This is a genomic window from Bradyrhizobium sp. USDA 4473 (assembly GCF_054063335.1).
The window spans coordinates 6,055,960-6,072,630 of sequence record NZ_JBSSGE010000001.1 but is presented as its reverse complement, the minus strand read 5'-3'; the positions used below and the strand labels follow the sequence as shown (position 1 = coordinate 6,072,630).

The 16,671-nt window shown below is 63.8% G+C and carries 13 protein-coding genes and 1 pseudogene; 11 read left to right on the top strand and 3 right to left on the bottom strand.

The window, feature by feature from the left end:
• Positions 1 to 18: 18 nt before the first annotated feature.
• The 6 genes and pseudogenes from ACVW17_RS28765 (at position 19) to ACVW17_RS28740 (ending at position 4,424) form a co-directional block, all read left to right on the top strand.
• Positions 19 to 1,008, top strand: a complete 990-nt coding sequence (locus ACVW17_RS28765) for an MBL fold metallo-hydrolase (RefSeq protein ID WP_456755002.1) — start codon at positions 19 to 21, stop codon at positions 1,006 to 1,008.
• Positions 1,009 to 1,126: 118 nt separating this feature from the next.
• Complete coding sequence (locus tag ACVW17_RS28760; RefSeq protein ID WP_456755001.1) at positions 1,127 to 1,252, top strand: hypothetical protein; 126 nt, start codon at positions 1,127 to 1,129, stop codon at positions 1,250 to 1,252.
• A gap of 99 nt (positions 1,253 to 1,351) precedes the next feature.
• A pseudogene (locus tag ACVW17_RS28755) lies at positions 1,352 to 1,609 on the top strand (FMN-binding negative transcriptional regulator); the annotation flags it as partial.
• A 71-nt stretch (positions 1,610 to 1,680) separates the two neighbouring features.
• Positions 1,681 to 2,727: an N-acetyl-gamma-glutamyl-phosphate reductase gene (argC, locus tag ACVW17_RS28750; protein WP_456755000.1), complete on the top strand. Its 1,047-nt coding sequence runs from the start codon at positions 1,681 to 1,683 to the stop codon at positions 2,725 to 2,727.
• A 113-nt stretch (positions 2,728 to 2,840) separates the two neighbouring features.
• Entirely contained in the window at positions 2,841 to 3,818 is a 978-nt protein-coding gene (gene argC / locus ACVW17_RS28745; RefSeq protein ID WP_456754999.1) for an N-acetyl-gamma-glutamyl-phosphate reductase, read from the top strand.
• A gap of 12 nt (positions 3,819 to 3,830) precedes the next feature.
• Complete coding sequence (locus ACVW17_RS28740) at positions 3,831 to 4,424, top strand: class I SAM-dependent methyltransferase (RefSeq protein ID WP_456754998.1); 594 nt, start codon at positions 3,831 to 3,833, stop codon at positions 4,422 to 4,424.
• Between the two features lie 92 nt (positions 4,425 to 4,516).
• Here the strand turns inward: ACVW17_RS28740 and ACVW17_RS28735 are convergent, their stop codons facing one another.
• The 3 genes from ACVW17_RS28735 to ACVW17_RS28725 all read right to left on the bottom strand — a co-directional run bounded on the left by ACVW17_RS28735 (position 4,517) and on the right by ACVW17_RS28725 (position 11,343).
• The gene (locus tag ACVW17_RS28735; protein WP_456754997.1) at positions 4,517 to 8,950 is read right to left on the bottom strand and encodes an NACHT domain-containing protein; all 4,434 of its coding nucleotides are present in this window, start codon (positions 8,948 to 8,950) and stop codon (positions 4,517 to 4,519) included.
• Between the two features lie 112 nt (positions 8,951 to 9,062).
• Positions 9,063 to 9,461, bottom strand: a complete 399-nt coding sequence (locus ACVW17_RS28730; RefSeq protein ID WP_456754996.1) for an MAPEG family protein — start codon at positions 9,459 to 9,461, stop codon at positions 9,063 to 9,065.
• Between the two features lie 73 nt (positions 9,462 to 9,534).
• Complete coding sequence (locus ACVW17_RS28725; RefSeq protein WP_456754995.1) at positions 9,535 to 11,343, bottom strand: PHA/PHB synthase family protein; 1,809 nt, start codon at positions 11,341 to 11,343, stop codon at positions 9,535 to 9,537.
• A 291-nt stretch (positions 11,344 to 11,634) separates the two neighbouring features.
• Between ACVW17_RS28725 and ACVW17_RS28720 the strand changes: the two genes are divergently transcribed.
• From ACVW17_RS28720 to ACVW17_RS28700, 5 genes are all read left to right on the top strand, one after another.
• A complete protein-coding gene (locus tag ACVW17_RS28720) occupies positions 11,635 to 11,910 on the top strand; it encodes a hypothetical protein (RefSeq protein ID WP_456754994.1) in 276 nt (91 codons plus the stop codon).
• A gap of 215 nt (positions 11,911 to 12,125) precedes the next feature.
• A complete protein-coding gene (locus tag ACVW17_RS28715; RefSeq protein ID WP_456754993.1) occupies positions 12,126 to 13,346 on the top strand; it encodes an LL-diaminopimelate aminotransferase in 1,221 nt (406 codons plus the stop codon).
• Positions 13,347 to 13,368: 22 nt separating this feature from the next.
• Positions 13,369 to 14,688, top strand: a complete 1,320-nt coding sequence (locus tag ACVW17_RS28710) for a homoserine dehydrogenase (protein WP_456754992.1) — start codon at positions 13,369 to 13,371, stop codon at positions 14,686 to 14,688.
• Positions 14,689 to 14,768: 80 nt separating this feature from the next.
• Complete coding sequence (glpX, locus tag ACVW17_RS28705; RefSeq protein WP_050420275.1) at positions 14,769 to 15,767, top strand: class II fructose-bisphosphatase; 999 nt, start codon at positions 14,769 to 14,771, stop codon at positions 15,765 to 15,767.
• Between the two features lie 144 nt (positions 15,768 to 15,911).
• Positions 15,912 to 16,631, top strand: a complete 720-nt coding sequence (locus tag ACVW17_RS28700; RefSeq protein ID WP_456754991.1) for a haloacid dehalogenase type II — start codon at positions 15,912 to 15,914, stop codon at positions 16,629 to 16,631.
• The last annotated feature ends 40 nt before the right edge of the window (positions 16,632 to 16,671 follow it).

The window sequence follows — 16,671 nt, the reverse complement described above, 5'->3', positions numbered from 1 at the left end:
TCACTGGGAGGACACCACATGGAATTGACACGACGTCACGCACTCGCCGGCGCTGCCGGCATCGCCGCCGCGCCGCTGTTGTCGGCCGCGCCTGCGGCGGCCGCCGCGCCCGCAGCCGACAAGCAGGCGCCGAGCTTCTATCGCTACAAGGTCGGCGACATCCTGGTCACCGCGGTGTCCGACGGCAAGAACGTCTTCAAGCTGGAAGACGGCTTCATCCCGAACGCGAAGCGGGACGACGTCAACGCGGCGCTGGAGAAGGCGTTCATGCCGCGCGACATGATGACGATCTGGTTCGCGCCGATCGTGCTCAACACCGGCGGCAAGCTGGTCGTGATCGACACCGGCAACGGCGCGGTCGCGAAGGCCAGCAGCAAGGGCGCCAACGGCCTGTTCGCCGACAATTTCGTCGCGGCCGGCTTCGACCCCAAGGCGGTCGACATGGTCGTGATCTCGCACTTCCACGGCGACCACGTGAACGGCCTGCTGACGGCCGAGGGCACGCCGGCATTCCCGAATGCCGAGGTGCTGGTGCCGGCGACCGAATGGAAGTTCTGGATGGACGACGGCGAGATGAGCCGGGCGCCGGCCGGCCGCATGCAGGGCCTGTTCAAGAACAACCGCAACATCTTCGAGGCCGGTCTGAAGAAGAAGGTCACGCCCTACGAGTGGGGCAAGGAGATTGCGCCGGGCCTGACCTCGGTCGAGACCGTCGGCCATACGCCGGGCCACACCTCCTATGTACTGGCATCGGGTCCGGACAAGGTCTTCATCCAGTCCGACGTCACCAACAATCCGAACCTGTTCGCGACCAATCCCGGCTGGCATGCGTTCTTCGACCAGGACGGCGACGTCGCGGAGACGACCCGCCGCCGCATCTACGACATGGTGGTCGCGGAGCGGCTCCAGGTGCAGGGCTTCCACTATCCGTTCCCGGGCCTCGGCAATGTGGTGAAGGACGGCAACGGCTACCGCGTCGTGCCGGCGCCGTGGAATCCGGCGATTTAGGACTGTCATTCCGGGGCGCGCGCCCGCCGCGCGAACCCGGAATCCAGAAATTCATGCCCGAGGCGGCAGCATAGCCATGGCGCGAGATTCCGGGTTCGATGCTTTGCATCGCCCCGGAATGACCAGCAACAACCTTGACGTCAGCGGGGCGCGGCCTTATAGCCGCGCCATGATCAACGCCGCGACCATCATCATCGCCCGCCGCCGCAGCATTCCCGCGGTATGGGCGGTCGCTCGCGTTTAAGACCATCGCCTCTGCCGCCGGACCCGATCCCGCGGCGCTCTCCTCAAAAAGACACGCGGTTCGATCTGGCGGCTCCTTCGTCACGCAGGAGCTTCGACCATGTATACGCCACCGGTGTTCAAGCCCGACCGCGCCGCGAGCCTCGGCTTCGCGGAAGCGCGCGGCTTCGGTTTGGCCTGCGCGTGGGACGGCGGCAAGCCGATCGCCGCCGCGCTGCCGTTCTATCTGACCGTCGCCGACGGCTCGCCACGGGCGCTGTTTCATGTTGCCCGTCACAATCCGCTGGTAAAGCTGGCGGGTGGCGCAGCAAGTGGGACGTCTTGGCTGCTGGCCGCCACCGGCGCGGATGCCTATGTGATGCGCGAGGTTCGCCCGCAGGCTTTCGCGATGATACAGACCGAGATGACTGCGCTTCCAGGGAGCGAGCAATGACGAAGAAGAAAATCGCAATTCTGGGCGCGTCCGGCTACACCGGCGCCGACGCGGTGCGCCTGTTGGCGCGGCACCCGAATGCCGAAATCACCGCACTGACCGCCAACACCCATGCCGGCAAAACGATGAGCGAGGTATTTCCTCACTTCTTCATGCTCGACCTGCCGAAGCTCGTGGAATGGGAAAAGGTCGACTGGACGCGGCTCGATGCCGCGTTCTGCGGACTGCCGCACGGGACGACGCAAGAGATCATCGCCGCGGTGCTGAAAGCCAATCCCGGAATCAAGATCCTCGACATGTCCGCGGATTTCCGGCTGCGCGACAAAGACAGCTACGCGCAATGGTACGGCCATGAGCACCGGGCGCTCGAATTGCAGGACGAGGCCGTCTACGGGCTGACCGAACTCTACCGGGAGAAGATCACGGCCGCGCGGCTGGTGGCCTGTCCCGGCTGCTATCCGACGGCGGTTCTGCTGGCGCTTGTTCCGCTGGCGAAGGCAAGGCTGATCGACATCGACGACATCATCATCGACGCCAAGTCGGGCGTCACCGGCGCCGGACGCGGACTGAAGCAGAACACGCTGTTCAGTGAGGCCGGCGAAGGGTTGTCGCCCTATTCGATCGGAAGCCATCGACACTCGGCGGAGATCGAGCAGGAGATCGGCGCGGCCGCTGGCTCGGCTGTGACCGTGAACTTCACCCCGCATCTCATTCCGATGGCGCGGGGTGAGTTCTGCACGTCCTATGTCAAGCTCAACGGGGCTACGCCGGACGATTTGCGCGCCGAGCTGGAAAAGGCCTACGCCAACGAGCCGTTCGTATATGTGACGAAGAAGGGCGTGCTGCCCCAGACGCAGAACGTGCGCGGTTCCAATTACGTTCAGATCGGCGTCGTCGCCGACCGGATCAAGAACCGCGCCATCGTGCTCTCGACGCTCGATAATCTCGTGAAGGGTTCTGCCGGGCAGGCGATCCAGAACATGAACCTGATGTTCGGCTTGCCCGAAACCACCGGGTTGGAGCAGATCGCGCTGTTTCCGTGAGCGGAGGGTGTTGTGAACGGGGATGCGCTCAGGGATAACAGCTACGGATTGGCGGCGCAGGCGCGGCCAGATGTGTTAGCAAACGAAACGAACGAACTCGAAAGGAGCCTGCCATGACCCTCACCGACACCAATCCGAAAACCAAGAGCGGTGCGACCAGGGCCACCGTGTTCGTCGACGGCGCCTCCGGCACCACCGGTCTCGGCATCCAGGAGCGGCTGCATTCGATCGGCGATGTCGCGGTGAAGCACATCGCCGAGGACAAGCGGAAGGATGCCGGTGCCAAGCGCGCGCTGATGGAGGAGGTGGATCTCGTGATCCTCTGCCTGCCGGACGAGGCGGCCAAGGAAACTGTTGCGCTGATCGACACCATGGGCAGTTCGGCGCCCAAGGTGCTCGACGCGTCGACCGCCTACCGGGTCGCGCCCGACTGGGCCTATGGCTTTCCGGAGCTCGCGCCCGGCCAGGCCGACAAGATCCGCACCGCGCCGAAGGTCTCGAACCCCGGCTGCTATCCGACCGGCGCGATCGCGCTGCTGCGGCCGATCGTCGATGCCGGCCTGCTGCCGGCAGATTATCCCGTCACCATCAACGCGGTGAGCGGCTATTCGGGCGGCGGCAAGACGATGATCTCGAGCTTCGAGGACGGCTCGGCGCCGGCATTCCATCTCTATGGGCTCGGCTTCGAGCACAAGCACGTGCCGGAGATGCAGCTCTACTCGCATCTGACACGGCGGCCGCTGTTCATCCCGTCGGTCGGCAACTACCGGCAAGGCATGCTGGTCTCGGTGCCGCTGCAGCTCGACGCGCTGCCGGGCAAGCCTGATGGTGCCGATCTGCAGGCGGTGCTGGCGAAGTGGTACGCCGGCAGCAAATATGTGTCCGCGATGCCGCTGCAGAACGAGGCCAGCAAGGGCGGCAAGATCGAGCCGGAGGCGCTCAACGAGACCAACCAGCTCGAGCTCTATGTCTTCGCCAGCGACAAGCATCGCCAGGCGGTGCTGGTCGCGCGGCTCGACAATCTGGGCAAGGGTGCCTCGGGCGCCGCGGTCCAGAACATGCGGCTGATGCTCGGGCTTGCCGACAGTTGACGGCAAACGCGGGTGGACGACGCCACGCTGCAATTCTACCGGCGCCATGCCGAAGCCTATGCCGGGTGGGCGAAAGCCCCGTCGACCCGGCTGGTCGGCTTTCTCAAGCTGCTGCCGCCGGGCGGCGCGATCCTCGAACTCGGCTGCGGTGCCGGCAATCATGCCGCGGTGATGCTCGCCGCAGGCTTCGTGCTGCGTGCGACCGACGGCTCACCCGAGATGGCAGAGGTGGCGGCGCGCCGCATCAACCATCCCGTCGAGGCGATGCTGTTCGATGAGCTCGAGGATTGTGAGGCCTATGACGGAGTCTGGGCCAGCGCCTGCCTGCTGCACGTGCCGCGCGACGAGCTCGCCGGCATCCTCGGCCGCATCCGTCGGGCGCTGAAACCCGGCGGCCTGTTCTACGCGAGCTACAAGATCGGCCATGGCGACGGCCGTGACAGTATCGGCCGCTACTACAATTATCCCGCCGCGGATTGGCTGGCGTCGACCTACGCCGCGTCAGGAGCGTGGGCGCAAGTCTCGTCCGACACCAGCGAGATCAAGAGTTTTGACGAGGCGCCCGCCACGATGCTGCACATCGTGGTGCGCAAGAATGGGGACTAGCGAAGGACAAGCAGATTCCAAACCTTTTTGATATCTGATTCATCGTTCGAGGTCCTGCCCGAGCTTCAGATATGGTCCCCCACACACAGGTGTCACAGGATGATCGGCCAAGGTTGTCCCGAAGAGATATCGGGGTGGCGCGGCTCGTCATCAACCCGGCCATGCTCGTCTCGCAATTCCTCGATCTCGACTAGGCATGCTTGCGCCAGTCGGGATTGCGCGTCCCCCGCCAAGGTAAGTCCCAACAGTTCCCGGCGAAGCTCGGCGAGCGACACGCTGAACTCCTCATAGGCGTTCGCGCTCCAGCCTTCGACGGGGCGTCGCCCAAGCGCGGCGTTGCGCAGCGCGCTCGCAAGCCCGCCATCGTAAGGCCGATGGTCAGTCGCATAGCCGCGAACCAGCGCACGAATGACTGGCGCGTCTGCGAGCTCGATGAGCGCCGCCTCGATGATTGATTTCGGCCGCCCTCCGTTCAAGCGCTGATAGGATTGCAGCATTCCTTCCTTGAGGGCATGGAATTCCTCGCCGAGGCGCGCGAGCAGTCTCGATAGGTGAAAGGAATCAGCGCCACGCGCATTGCCTAGTTCGCCATCGCTGATTAGCGACAGAAAGGTCTGGCCGGATTTCTCGGAGCCGACCTTGATGACGGCGTGTGCCCAGTCATGTCGGTCTAAGAATCGCGCATCGCGGCGGGCGAGCTCCTGAAGGACATCAAGGGCCCCTTCATGCGGGCTCTTAGCAAGCGCTGACAGCAGGCGATCCAACGAACTTGGATAACCGTATTCCTGGGGCAACCGGTCAAGCAGGCCGAGCACGGCCTCGGGATGGTCTGAGAAGGCGAACAGTTCGACCCAATTCATCACCTCGCCGTGATTTTCCCCCAGCCGCCACGACTGCGTCTTGCCAGCTTCAAGCAGCTCGTCAAATCCCGCCACGAGGGTATCGGACCGGAGAACCTCGCCAGCCATTGCGCTCGCGATAAGAAGCCGCTGTTTGGCTGCGTAAGTGACGGGGAGTGCAAGTAGGTTGTCGATCTCGGTACGCTTCAAGCCGTGCGGCATGCCGAGACCGATGGCCGCGAGAGCGATTGCATGTAGTTGGACGCGAGAGTCCGCTTCGTTGGAGCCGATCGATCTTGCGACGTTAAAGATCGCCTCCGCATAGTCACAGGTCGGAAGCATTTCAGGTGTCTCGCGGCGTTGTTTCTCAAGTAGTCTGGCGCGTGAATAGTCCCGCCCGAACGCTACAATCGGCGCCTTGCCCGATGGATTGTCGCGGTTCCAAATCTCCAAGAGAGCGCTGGCCGCTTGCACGCCAAAACGCGGATCGGGCAGATACTCCTTCAGGGCGGTGACCGCCGTCTCGCTTCCGATTGCGGCAAATGCGCTTTGATATCCCAAGGTGTGATTATGCGTCACGTCGGGCGAGGTGGGGCCGCGATGAGGCGCGTTCGCTCGCTCCTCGCGCGCCCTTGCCCAATCTGCGAGGTCGCGCTCCAGCATTCGACGCAATCCCGGAACGAATTGCGGATCGGGAAAACGGATCATCGCCCGGGACACCGCAGCCATTTGATGTCGATTGGCGTGCGGTAATTGCAGCAGGGTGTTCTTCCAATGCTGAAGGGTTCTAACCATGGCAGAACGTGTCTGTTCGCTAACGTCAGACCTGACATCATCACCGGGCGGGCCGTGCCAGCGCAGAAGATCGGCGAGAAATTCGATACGGATGGGATCGTCCGTTTCCGCGCGTTCCAACAGAGCCGTTAGAAACGAATCTTGGCGTGAGGCTCCGATAGCGGTCCGCAACCGCCCGTATTCCTCGCGTTCGGCCCCTTGTTCCGCGCGTCCCCAGCCGTTGCTATCGCGTTGATAGGCCTCATGTAGTTCAAAAAGTCGGTCGATCACCGCACCGATGGTCTTGGGACCGGCGACCACGAAGGCGACTCGGATGACGGTTTCTGGTGTCTCCGCATCGAGCAAAGCCTCCACGACGGGACCCTCATCAAGGGCATCGCCGCCGGTCAGGAACTCGTGTGCCCCAAAAGGCAAGTCCAAGCGTGTAGCGACACGGCGCTGAAGGGCTCTCCGCACCGCTCCGGGATAGGTGGCCTGGGCCTCTTGGAGAGCACGCGCTGCCACGTCACCTTTTGCCGGAAAGTTGGATGCCGCAATCAACTCCTCGATCCGTGTATCAGCTTCTGGGTCCTCAACCTGATGCTTGGCAAGGCTCCTCAGGCAATTCACGGGATCGGTTTCCGTTTCGATCTGCGTCCGCCGAAGCCCCGCGAGCCTTTCGTTCTGCGTCGGATCGGCAAGTTCGTCGGGATATCCGGCGTGCGCCGCAAGCTGCCAAACCACATCTGACGCGGTCTGCAAAATTTCCGTCACCATCCGGTCTGCGCGCCGGAATTGCAGCGCTTGGAGTACTTCGAGCACCGCATCCGCGTTCGGGTCGGCTTTTGCCACGCGCATAGCCAGTTCAATGCCATCGAAACCGCTGTAACTCGCGATTTCCGCCACGACGTGTTTGCGTGTTTCCAGCGGCAATGCAGCAAGCTTTTGCTCTGCGGCACTGCCCAAGACCGACGGTCGAAAGCGCGGGGGCGAGCGCAAAGCGCTGAGATAGACCTGTTGGTCAGGACTCGAGATCAACGGCCAGATTTGCGGCGCGAACTCTGGCCGGCCAGTCGTCATCATGAAGCGAGCCGCGCGGTCCGCCTCGCCGGCCGTGTGCCAACGCGCCACAAAGGTCGTCGTTTCGGCGCCGATCAGCGTCCAAGTTTCAGGTGATGAGCGAAAGATCATTTCGGCGGCCAACATCGGATCGATTCCGAGTGTTTCGCGGATCGCAGCCGCGACCGCCTGCGCGCCGCCGGCATTCTCGCGCGACAACCGCTCGCAGGCGAACAGGACTGCTTCCTCCCAAGCTGGCCAGTTCAGAACGTCCGTCCGGAGCCTTAATCGCGCTATCACGTCGCCATTCCCTGCCTCGCGCATGATCCGGCTGACGTCGAGCGAGGCGTACCATTCCTGGAATTGTTGATGCTGGAACGAAATGCCGCCCGAGGGGACGCGGACCAAGAGGTGATTGCCTACCAGAACCTCGATTGTGATCGTAGGCTGGGGAGGGGTTGTGAATTGCCCCGCCGCGGCCAAACGCGCGCCCACTTCAGCGATGACCCGGTTGGCGGACGTGTCCGAGAGCACCGTCTTCGCAACACTATTTGCTTCGACGCCGAGGCCAGTCAGCATATCACTATGAAAGCCGAGCAATTCCTTTTGCAGGATCGCCGCCTTTTCCGGCTCTTCTTCGTGTTGCGTAACAAAAAGCCGCAAGACTTCTTCTTTCGTCTGCGGGAATTTCGCGTTTGGCGTGCTGCGAAGGAGGGCCGTCAGGTAGAGCGGGATGGTCACGAGATCGCGCACGCCCGGTGTACGCCAGGCCTGGTCCACTAGCGCTTCACCCTCTTGTGCTCGCAATGCCCTAGCTAGTTCAAGTTGTTGGCCCTCGGAAAGCGGGTCGACTTCGACGACCGCGCCGGAAATCGGCAGGAGGTGCCGCCGTGTCCCTATTACTATGCCGAGCAAAGGATATTCGCGCCTGAGCGCCTTCAGGAGGCGGGTGGCCGCAACCCGTGCCGCCGGATCCAGTTCGTTCCACCCATCGAGCAGTAGTGCAAAGCGGCCGTGATAGGCGAGCTGCATGAAGTGCTGAGCACGGAAAATGCCAAAGGCGTTACGTCGCGTCAAGAAGGTGAAGAAATCCTCACGGCGGTCCGACCATTCGCCCAATGGCACAAACCCTGCGACTACTTTGCCGGACTCAACCAGCGTTTCAGCCAGTTGGACGAGTGTCGTCGTCTTGCCGGTGCCGGGCGGCGCGACGATATTTACCGCTTCGGCGGCTCCGACGCCGTTAGCCAAGCCTGCAATCGTCGCCGCATGCCCGCTGCCATCGCTCCCGCGAAGCGTCAAGTTCAGAGCAACGGCATGCGATGGCCATTCTTTCGTGTTCCGGAAGATTGCGATATCGCGCCGGGCCGCCGGCAGCATGCGCGCGATCACCGTGTCGAGGCGGTCTTTCTGCGGCAACGCTAGGGAGAGGAGGAATTCGCGGTCTTCATCGTCAAGTTCCACGACGATTGCCGGTCGCCGAGAGGCCCCCGACGCGGCGGTTGCTATGTCCCGAAATGCGCGTTCTTCGGCGTCCTGCTTCCAGTTGCGCAAAAGCTCGGTCGTGAAGCGCGCCTCGTCGGTGTCGATCAGCTTGGCGCAGAGTTGGCACAGCCAGATGCCGTTGCTTGGCGCGCGGCGCTCTTCCTTCGTCAGGGTGGCGTCGTATCTCTTGGCGCCGGGCCCGGGCGCCGCAGCGGTGATGTGTGCCGCTTGCCCGACATTGACGGACTTGTCCTCCGCCAATGCTGGGCCCGAGGTGAGACGCCGACACTCCGGATTGCAGCAGTGGTTGCCCGCCCGGTTCGCCAGCGTTCGGATTGTTGCAGCTCGGAATTCGTCGCGTTTTGTCATCACAAGTCAGAATGCGTTGACGCGACTATCGGCGTGAACCCATCCCACGCAGGCAAGGGGGCAGTAGGAGGCACAAGCAACGCCTGTGCCTCAACTGGCGCCACGCTGCAGCTCAGACGATCTTGAAGATCGCGAGCGCCAGCACCGCCTGGGCAAGGAAGCCGACCGTGAAGGCCAGCGTGCGGAACACCGGCAGGCCGAGCGTGTAGACGACCAGATGTGCGACGCGGGCCCAGAAATAGACCGCGCAGGCCAGCACGGTCCATTTGGTGGAGTAATCGGCCGCGTTGAGGATCAAGACCAGCGGCGCGAAGATCACGAGGTTCTCGACCGCGTTGTCGTGGGCGAACATCAACCGGTTGGCCCATTCGGCATGCGGCTTGTCGGTGCGCGAGGGATTGCCCATGGCGCCGGAGAGGCCGCGCACCTGGCAGCGATTGATGATGTAGGGGATCCACAACAGCCCGGTCAGGATCACCGTCAGCGACAGCCAGAACAGTTCGCGCGTCATCGTCTCCCCCTCACGTCAATGCGATTCCCGACCGCCGGGACCGTTTGTTTATAGCTGAGCGGACGATGTCGCGCTATGCGCGGACGCGGACATAGCTGCCCGGGGCATCCTCGAGCGCCTGCATTCCGTTCGCCCCCACCATGCGCGCCGGAACCGTCTCCGGATCATGGCTCTCCAGCCAGGCGCGCCAGTCGGGCCACCACGAACCCTTGTGCTCCTCGGCGCCCTTCAGCCAGTCGGCGAGCTTGACGTCCTTGATGTTGTCGTTGGTCCAGTACTGGTACTTGTTCGACGCAGGCGGATTGACCACGCCGGCGATATGGCCGGAGCCGGACAGCACATACTTCACCGGGCCGCCGAAGAACTGCGAGCCGTACAGCACCGATTCCGCCGGCGCGATGTGATCCTCGCGGGCGGCGAGGTTGTAGACCGGCACCTTCACCTTCGACAGATCGAGCAGCGTGTTGTCGAGCACCATCGTGCCGGTCGACAGCCGGTTCTCCAGATAGCAGTTGCGCAGATAGTAGGAATGGTTCGACGACGGCATCCGCGTCGCATCCGAATTCCAGTGCAGCAGGTCGAACGAGGAGGGCGGTTGGCCCTTCAGGTAATTGTTCACGACATACGACCAGATCAGGTCGTTCGAGCGCAGCATGTTGAAGGCCATCGCCATCTTGCTGCCTTCGAGCACGCCGGATTCCTGCATGTCGCGTTCCAGCGCCGAGATCTGGTCCTCGTCGACGAAGACCAGGAGGTCGCCGGCATGGGTGAAGTCGACCTGCGCGGCAAAGAACGTCGCCGAGGTCACGCGCTGGCGACGCTTCTCGGCGAGATAGGCCAGCGTCGAGGCGAGCAGGGTGCCGCCGACGCAATAGCCGGCGGTGTGCACCTTCATCTCGCCGGTGGCTTTCTCGATCACGTCCATCGCCGTGAGCGGGCCTTCGGTCATGTAATCCGCCCAGGTCTTCTTGCCGAGCTCTTTGTCGGGATTGACCCAGGAGATCACGAACACCGTTATGCCCTGGTCGACGCACCATTTGATGTAGGATTTCTCGGGGCGCAGATCGAGGATGTAGAACTTGTTGATCCAGGGCGGCACGATCAGCAGCGGCGTGCGCAGCACGTTCTCGGTTGCCGGGGAATACTGGATCAGCTGCATCAGCTCGTTCTGGTAGATCACCTTGCCCGGCGTCGTCGCCATGTTGACGCCGACCTCGAGATTGCTCGAATCGGACTGGCGGATCCGCAGCGTGCCGTGGCCGGCCTCGATGTCCTCGGCCAGCATCTTCATGCCGCGCACCAGATTGTCGCCGTTGGTCTCGACGGTGGTGCGCAGCACCTCCGGATTGGTCAGCACGAAGTTCGACGGCGCCAGCGCGTTGCTGATCTGCTGAACGTAGAATTCGGCCTTCTTGCGGGTGTGCGGATCGATTCCGTCGGCGTCACGGACCAGCTGCTGCGCCCATTTCGAGGTCAACAGATAAAGCTGCAGGATGAAGTCGAAGAACTGGTTCGACTTCCATTCCGGATCCTGGAAGCGCTTGTCGCGGGGGGGCGGCACGATCGCCGGCTTGGCGTCGGCTTCGCCGGCCATGCGGCGCACCGCCGAGCCCCAGAGATCGAGGTAGTCCTTGCCGAGCTGCATCTGCAGCGACGAGGCGCGCTCCTTGTCGGACAGCCAGTATTCGGCAATCACGCTGAAGGTCTTGATGACCTCACCGAGCTCGTTCGGCGGCTTGTCGCGGACTTCCCCGGTCTGGCGCGGCTTGAGATAGGCGGCCAGCGCCTGGCCGCTGCTCTCCATCGCCCGCGCGATGTTCATGGCGAAGGCTTCGGCGTTGAATTTGGGGGCTGCTTGGGTGTTGGGAATGACGTTGCTCATCTGCAGGACACTATCGCGTCGTTTGGGGGGCGTCATCGCGCGGTGCGGCAAGGGAAATCAGGCAAAATCCGACGTTTCACTCTGTTGCGGTGCGACAAAAAATCTTTGTTCCGTCATATTGAAGCCTCAGGGGTCGCTTTTCTTGTTTCCGCTTTAAGTGTTTCGGGCGACAATGGTTTGAAACGCTAAAGTCGAAATTAACGCAGCGGGGACGCTGCAAGGCTCGTACCAGTGCGACCCGTGTCGGCAACGTGCGACGTGCGCGCTAGCTTGTTGGGGACAATTCGGCGCATGCCGATCGATCGAATGAACAGGGGGCTCGCGGCCGTGGTGCTGCTCGCGTCGATGGTGGCGCTGAGCGGGTGCTCGAGCACGATCGCCGATATGGCCATGCCGGCCGATGCGCCGGCCCGGGCCAAGGATGCCAGCGGCTATCTGCCGGTCCATGACCTTCCGCCCGACCGGGCCGATCCGACGATCAAGCCGGCCGATCAGGCCAAGATCGAGCAGGAGCTGATTGCCGCACGCGAGCGTCAGGCTCAGGCGTCGGCCCAGGCCGGCAAGTGAGCTGCGCCTGGTGGGCGATCAGCGCTGGCGCCGCCCGGCGTCCGTGCTAAAAGAAACCCGGTTCAACCGCAGATCCGGCCGCAGCCCCCAGATCGTGCGCCTGAGTTCGCTCTAAATCGTTGATTCGGCGCGATTTTTGTAAGAGGCCGTGACGGCTTCCGCAGGCTTACCAAGGGGGTCGATTCTGGCATCGCGGTTGTCGGAGCAAGGGTCCCATGGAAGATTTTTACCGCATTCGCCGTCTGCCGCCTTACGTCTTTGAAAAGGTCAACCAGGCCAAGGCGGCCGCGCGCAATGCCGGGGCCGACATCATCGATATGGGCATGGGCAATCCGGACCTGCCGACCCCGCCGCATGTGATCGAGAAGCTCAAGGAGACACTGGGCAAGCCGCGCACCGATCGCTACTCGGCCTCGCGCGGCATCAACGGCCTGCGCAAGGCCCAGGCCGCCTATTACGCGCGCCGCTTCGGTGTCAAGCTCAACCCGGATACCCAGGTGGTGGCGACGCTCGGCTCAAAGGAGGGCTTTGCCAACGTCGCGCAGGCCATCACCGCGCCGGGCGACGTCGTGCTGTGCCCGAATCCGAGCTACCCGATCCACGCCTTCGGCTTCCTGATGGCGGGCGGCGTGATCCGCTCGGTGCCGTCGGAGCCGACGCCGCAATTCTTCGAGGCGGTCGAGCGGGCGATCATCCATTCGATCCCGAAGCCGATCGCGCTGATCGTCTGCTACCCGTCGAACCCGACCGCCTATGTCGCGGACCTCGACTTCTACAAGGATCTGGTCGCGTTCGCGAAGAAGCACGACATCTTCATCCTGTCCGATCTCGCCTACGCCGAAGTCTATTTCGACGACAACAATCCGCCGCCGTCGGTGCTGCAGGTGCCCGGCGCGATCGACGTCACCGTCGAATTCACCTCGATGTCGAAGACATTCTCGATGGCCGGCTGGCGCATGGGCTTTGCGGTCGGCAATGAGCGCATCATCGCCGCGCTCGCGCGGGTCAAGTCCTATCTCGATTACGGCGCCTTCACGCCGGTCCAGGTGGCGGCGACCGCGGCGCTGAACGGTCCGGACGACTGCATCCGGGAGATGCGCGACACCTACCGCAAGCGCCGCGATGCGTTGGTCGAGTCATTCGGCCGCGCCGGCTGGGAGATTCCGCCGCCGCAGGCCTCGATGTTCGCCTGGGCGCCGCTGCCCAAGGCATTCGAGGCGGTCGGCAGCATGCAGTTCGCGACCCTGATGGTGGAGAAATCCGGCGTCGTGGTGTCGCCCGGCGTTGCGTTCGGCGAGCACGGCGAAGGCTATGTCCGCATCGCGATGGTGGAGAACGAGCAGCGCATCCGGCAGGCCGCGCGCGGCGTGCGCCGCTTCCTTGAAAGCGGCATCGAAACGTTGCACAACGTCGTTCCTCTCGCCAACCGGCGCTAATCCTTCCAGGTTGCTTAAATCCATGGTCGCACCCCTGAACGTGGGCATAGCGGGGCTCGGCACCGTCGGTGCCGATGTCGTCCGCCTCATCGAAACGCAAGGACGGGCGCTGGCCGAGCGCAGCGGCCGACCCGTTCGCGTGGTCGCCGTCACGGCGCGCTCGAAGGCCAAGAAGCGCGGCCTCGACCTCGGCGGTATCGCCTGGGCCAAGAGCCCCGAGGCGCTCGCCGAAGATCCGAATATCGAGTGCTTCGTCGAATTGATGGGCGGCGCGGGCGATCCGGCGCTGTCTGCGATCGAGACCGCGCTGAAGGCCGGCAAGTCGGTCGTGACCGCCAACAAGGCGCTGATCGCCAAGCACGGCCTGCGGCTCGCGGCGGCCGCCGAGAAGCATGGCGGCGCGTTGAACTTCGAGGCGGCGGTCGGCGCGGCGATCCCGGTCATCAAGACGCTGCGCGAGGGCCTTGCCGGCACCAGCGTCAACCGCGTCTATGGCATACTCAACGGCACCTGCAATTACATCCTGACCCGGATGGAGCAGGAGGGTCTGTCGTTCGAGGAGTGCCTGAAGGACGCCCAGCGCCTCGGCTATGCCGAAGCCAACCCGTCATTCGACGTCGACGGTCACGATACCGCGCAGAAGCTCGCGATCCTGGCGAGCCTCGCCTTCGGAACCAAGGTCGCGGAAAGCGCGGTTTACGTCGAAGGCATTTCCTCGATCACGCCGGAAGACCTCAAGGCCGCCGCGGAACTCGGCTACCGCGTCAAGCTGCTCGGCGTGGCCGTGCGCACGGCAAAGGGCATTGAGCAGCGCGTGCACCCGACCATGGTGCCGAAATCGTCCTCGATCGCCCAGGTGATGGGTGTGACCAACGCGGTCGCGATCGACGGCGAGGGCATTCCCCCGATCACGCTGGTCGGGCCCGGCGCCGGCGGCGGCGCGACGGCCTCGGCCGTGGTCGCTGACATCGCCGATGTCGCCCGCGGCATCCGCGCCAAACCGTTCGGGCGCCCGGTGGAGCGGTTGCGTGACACCACCAAGGCGCCGATGGAACGCCATGAGGGTGGCTACTATATCCGCCTGATGGCGCGCGATCTTGCAGGCACTGCCGCAACAATCGCCACCCGTCTCGCGGAACAGAAGATATCTCTGGAATCCATCGTGCAACGGCACCCGGATGGCGTCGATGTGAACGGTGCGGCCAAAAAACCTTCACCGGTCCCGGTCATTCTGATTACCTATGCGACCAGCGAGGATGCCGTGCATCGTGCGCTGGCCGCAGTGCAGCGCGATAAGGTCATCAGCGGTCGGCCGCAGGTGATCCGGATCGAGAAAAACTAGCGCATGGCCTGAACGGGTCGGGCGTGAGACGATTGATGCGGGCAGGCTGGCCTGTCCCAGACGCTTAAGGAGTTACGCTGATGTCGACCCATATTTCCGTTCCGCCGCAGATGCTGCTCGAGCGCATCCTGACGCTCGAAATCGTGCGCGTGACGGAGCGCGCGGCGGTGTCGGCCGCGCGGCTGCGCGGCCACGGCCAGGAGAAGGCCGCCGACAAGGCTGCGGTCGACGCGATGCGGCGCGAGCTCAACAAGCTGCCGATCGAGGGCACGGTCGTGATCGGGGAGGGCGAGCGCGACGAGGCGCCGATGCTGTTCATCGGCGAGAAGGTCGGCCTCAATGCCGGCCCCAAGGTCGACATCGCGGTCGACCCGCTCGAAGGCACCACGCTGTGCGCCAAGAACATGCCGGGCTCGATCGCCACCATGGCGATGGCCGATGGCGGCACGCTGCTGCACGCGCCCGACGTCTACATGCAAAAGATCGCGATCGGCCCGGGCTACGCCAAGAACGTGATCGAGCTCGACGCGCCGCCGGCCGACAACGTCCGCCGCCTCGCCAAGGCCAAGGGCGTCGATCCGACCGCCATCAACGTGCTGGTGCTCGACCGTCCGCGCCATGCCGACATCATCAACAGCGTGCGCTCGACCGGCGCTGCCGTGCAGCTGATCACCGACGGCGACGTCGCCGGCGTCATCCATTGCGCCAAGCCCGACGAGACCGGCGTCGACATGTATATCGGCACCGGCGGCGCGCCCGAGGGCGTGCTGGCAGCAGTCGCACTGCGCTGCATCGGCGGCCAGATGCAGTGCCGCCTGATCCTCGACACCGAGGAGAAGCGCGAGCGCGCCCACAAGATGGGCGTCACCGATCCGAAGATGATCTACGGCATCGAGGACATGGCCAAGGGCGATTGCCTGTTCGCCGCCACCGGCGTCACCACCGGCTCGCTGCTGACCGGCGTCAAATTCAAGAAGGACGTGATCGAGACCGAGACGGTCGTGATGCGCTCGGTCACCGGCACCGTGCGCTACATCAAGGCCGAGCACCGCCAGCTGGAGAAGTTCCACCTGGATTGAGGACTACAGCGATCGTCATTCCGGGGCGCGCGAAGCGCGAACCACAGATGTGCAATTGCGCATCGGGGAATCTCGAGGTTCCGGGTTCGATGCTGGGCATCGCCCCGGAACGACGAAAAAGAACAACAACAAGGGGAGACGCGCATGTCCGATCTGTCCGCGGTGAAGGCGCTGGTGTTCGACGTGTTCGGCACCGTGGTCGATTGGCGCACCAGCCTGATCAACGATTTCACGACTTGGGGAGAGACGCGCGGCATCAAGGCCGACTGGACCGCGCTGGTCGACGGCTGGCGCGCAGTCTATGCGGCTTCGATGGACGAGGTGCGCAAGAACCCGCAGAACGGCTACGTCATCCTCGACGTCCTGCATCGCCGCTCGCTGGAGAAGCTGGTCGCGCAGTTCGACATCAAGGGGCTCACCGAAGCCGACCTGCAGCATCTGACGAAGGGCTGGCACCGCCTGCATGGGTGGCCCGACAGCGTCGCCGGCCTGACCCGGCTGAAGACCAAATACATCATCTCGCCGCTGTCGAACGGCAACGTCGCGCTGCTCACCAACATGGCGAAGTTCGCAGGCCTGCCCTGGGACCTCGTGATGTCGGCCGAGCTGTTCGAACACTACAAGCCCGATCCGGAAACCTATCTCGGCGCAGCGAAGCTGCTCTGCCTGCCGCCGGAGCAGGTGATGATGGTCGCCGCCCACAACTACGATCTCAAGCACGCGCAGAAGCACGGCCTGAAGACGGCGTTCGTGGCGCGTCCGACCGAATACGGTCCGCTGCAGAAAGTCGATTTCGAGGCCACCGGCGCGTGGGACATCGTGGCCAAGGATTTCGGGGAAATCGCCAGCCGGATGGGCTGCTAGAACTGGCCTGGGATTCACTGAGGCGCTACGATTCCTGCCT

What these genes read in the sequence shown, in the direction of transcription:
- ACVW17_RS28765 (WP_456755002.1), top strand. Translation starts at nt 19, where the DNA reads ATGGAATTGACACGACGTCACGCACTCGCCGGCGCTGCCGGCATCGCC.
- ACVW17_RS28760 (WP_456755001.1), top strand. Translation starts at nt 1,127, where the DNA reads ATGACCAGCAACAACCTTGACGTCAGCGGGGCGCGGCCTTATAGCCGC.
- argC (WP_456755000.1), top strand. Translation starts at nt 1,681, where the DNA reads ATGACGAAGAAGAAAATCGCAATTCTGGGCGCGTCCGGCTACACCGGC.
- argC (WP_456754999.1), top strand. Translation starts at nt 2,841, where the DNA reads ATGACCCTCACCGACACCAATCCGAAAACCAAGAGCGGTGCGACCAGG.
- ACVW17_RS28735 (WP_456754997.1), bottom strand. Translation starts at nt 8,950, where the DNA reads ATGACAAAACGCGACGAATTCCGAGCTGCAACAATCCGAACGCTGGCG.
- ACVW17_RS28730 (WP_456754996.1), bottom strand. Translation starts at nt 9,461, where the DNA reads ATGACGCGCGAACTGTTCTGGCTGTCGCTGACGGTGATCCTGACCGGG.
- ACVW17_RS28725 (WP_456754995.1), bottom strand. Translation starts at nt 11,343, where the DNA reads ATGAGCAACGTCATTCCCAACACCCAAGCAGCCCCCAAATTCAACGCC.
- ACVW17_RS28720 (WP_456754994.1), top strand. Translation starts at nt 11,635, where the DNA reads ATGCCGATCGATCGAATGAACAGGGGGCTCGCGGCCGTGGTGCTGCTC.
- ACVW17_RS28715 (WP_456754993.1), top strand. Translation starts at nt 12,126, where the DNA reads ATGGAAGATTTTTACCGCATTCGCCGTCTGCCGCCTTACGTCTTTGAA.
- ACVW17_RS28710 (WP_456754992.1), top strand. Translation starts at nt 13,369, where the DNA reads ATGGTCGCACCCCTGAACGTGGGCATAGCGGGGCTCGGCACCGTCGGT.
- glpX (WP_050420275.1), top strand. Translation starts at nt 14,769, where the DNA reads ATGTCGACCCATATTTCCGTTCCGCCGCAGATGCTGCTCGAGCGCATC.
- ACVW17_RS28700 (WP_456754991.1), top strand. Translation starts at nt 15,912, where the DNA reads ATGTCCGATCTGTCCGCGGTGAAGGCGCTGGTGTTCGACGTGTTCGGC.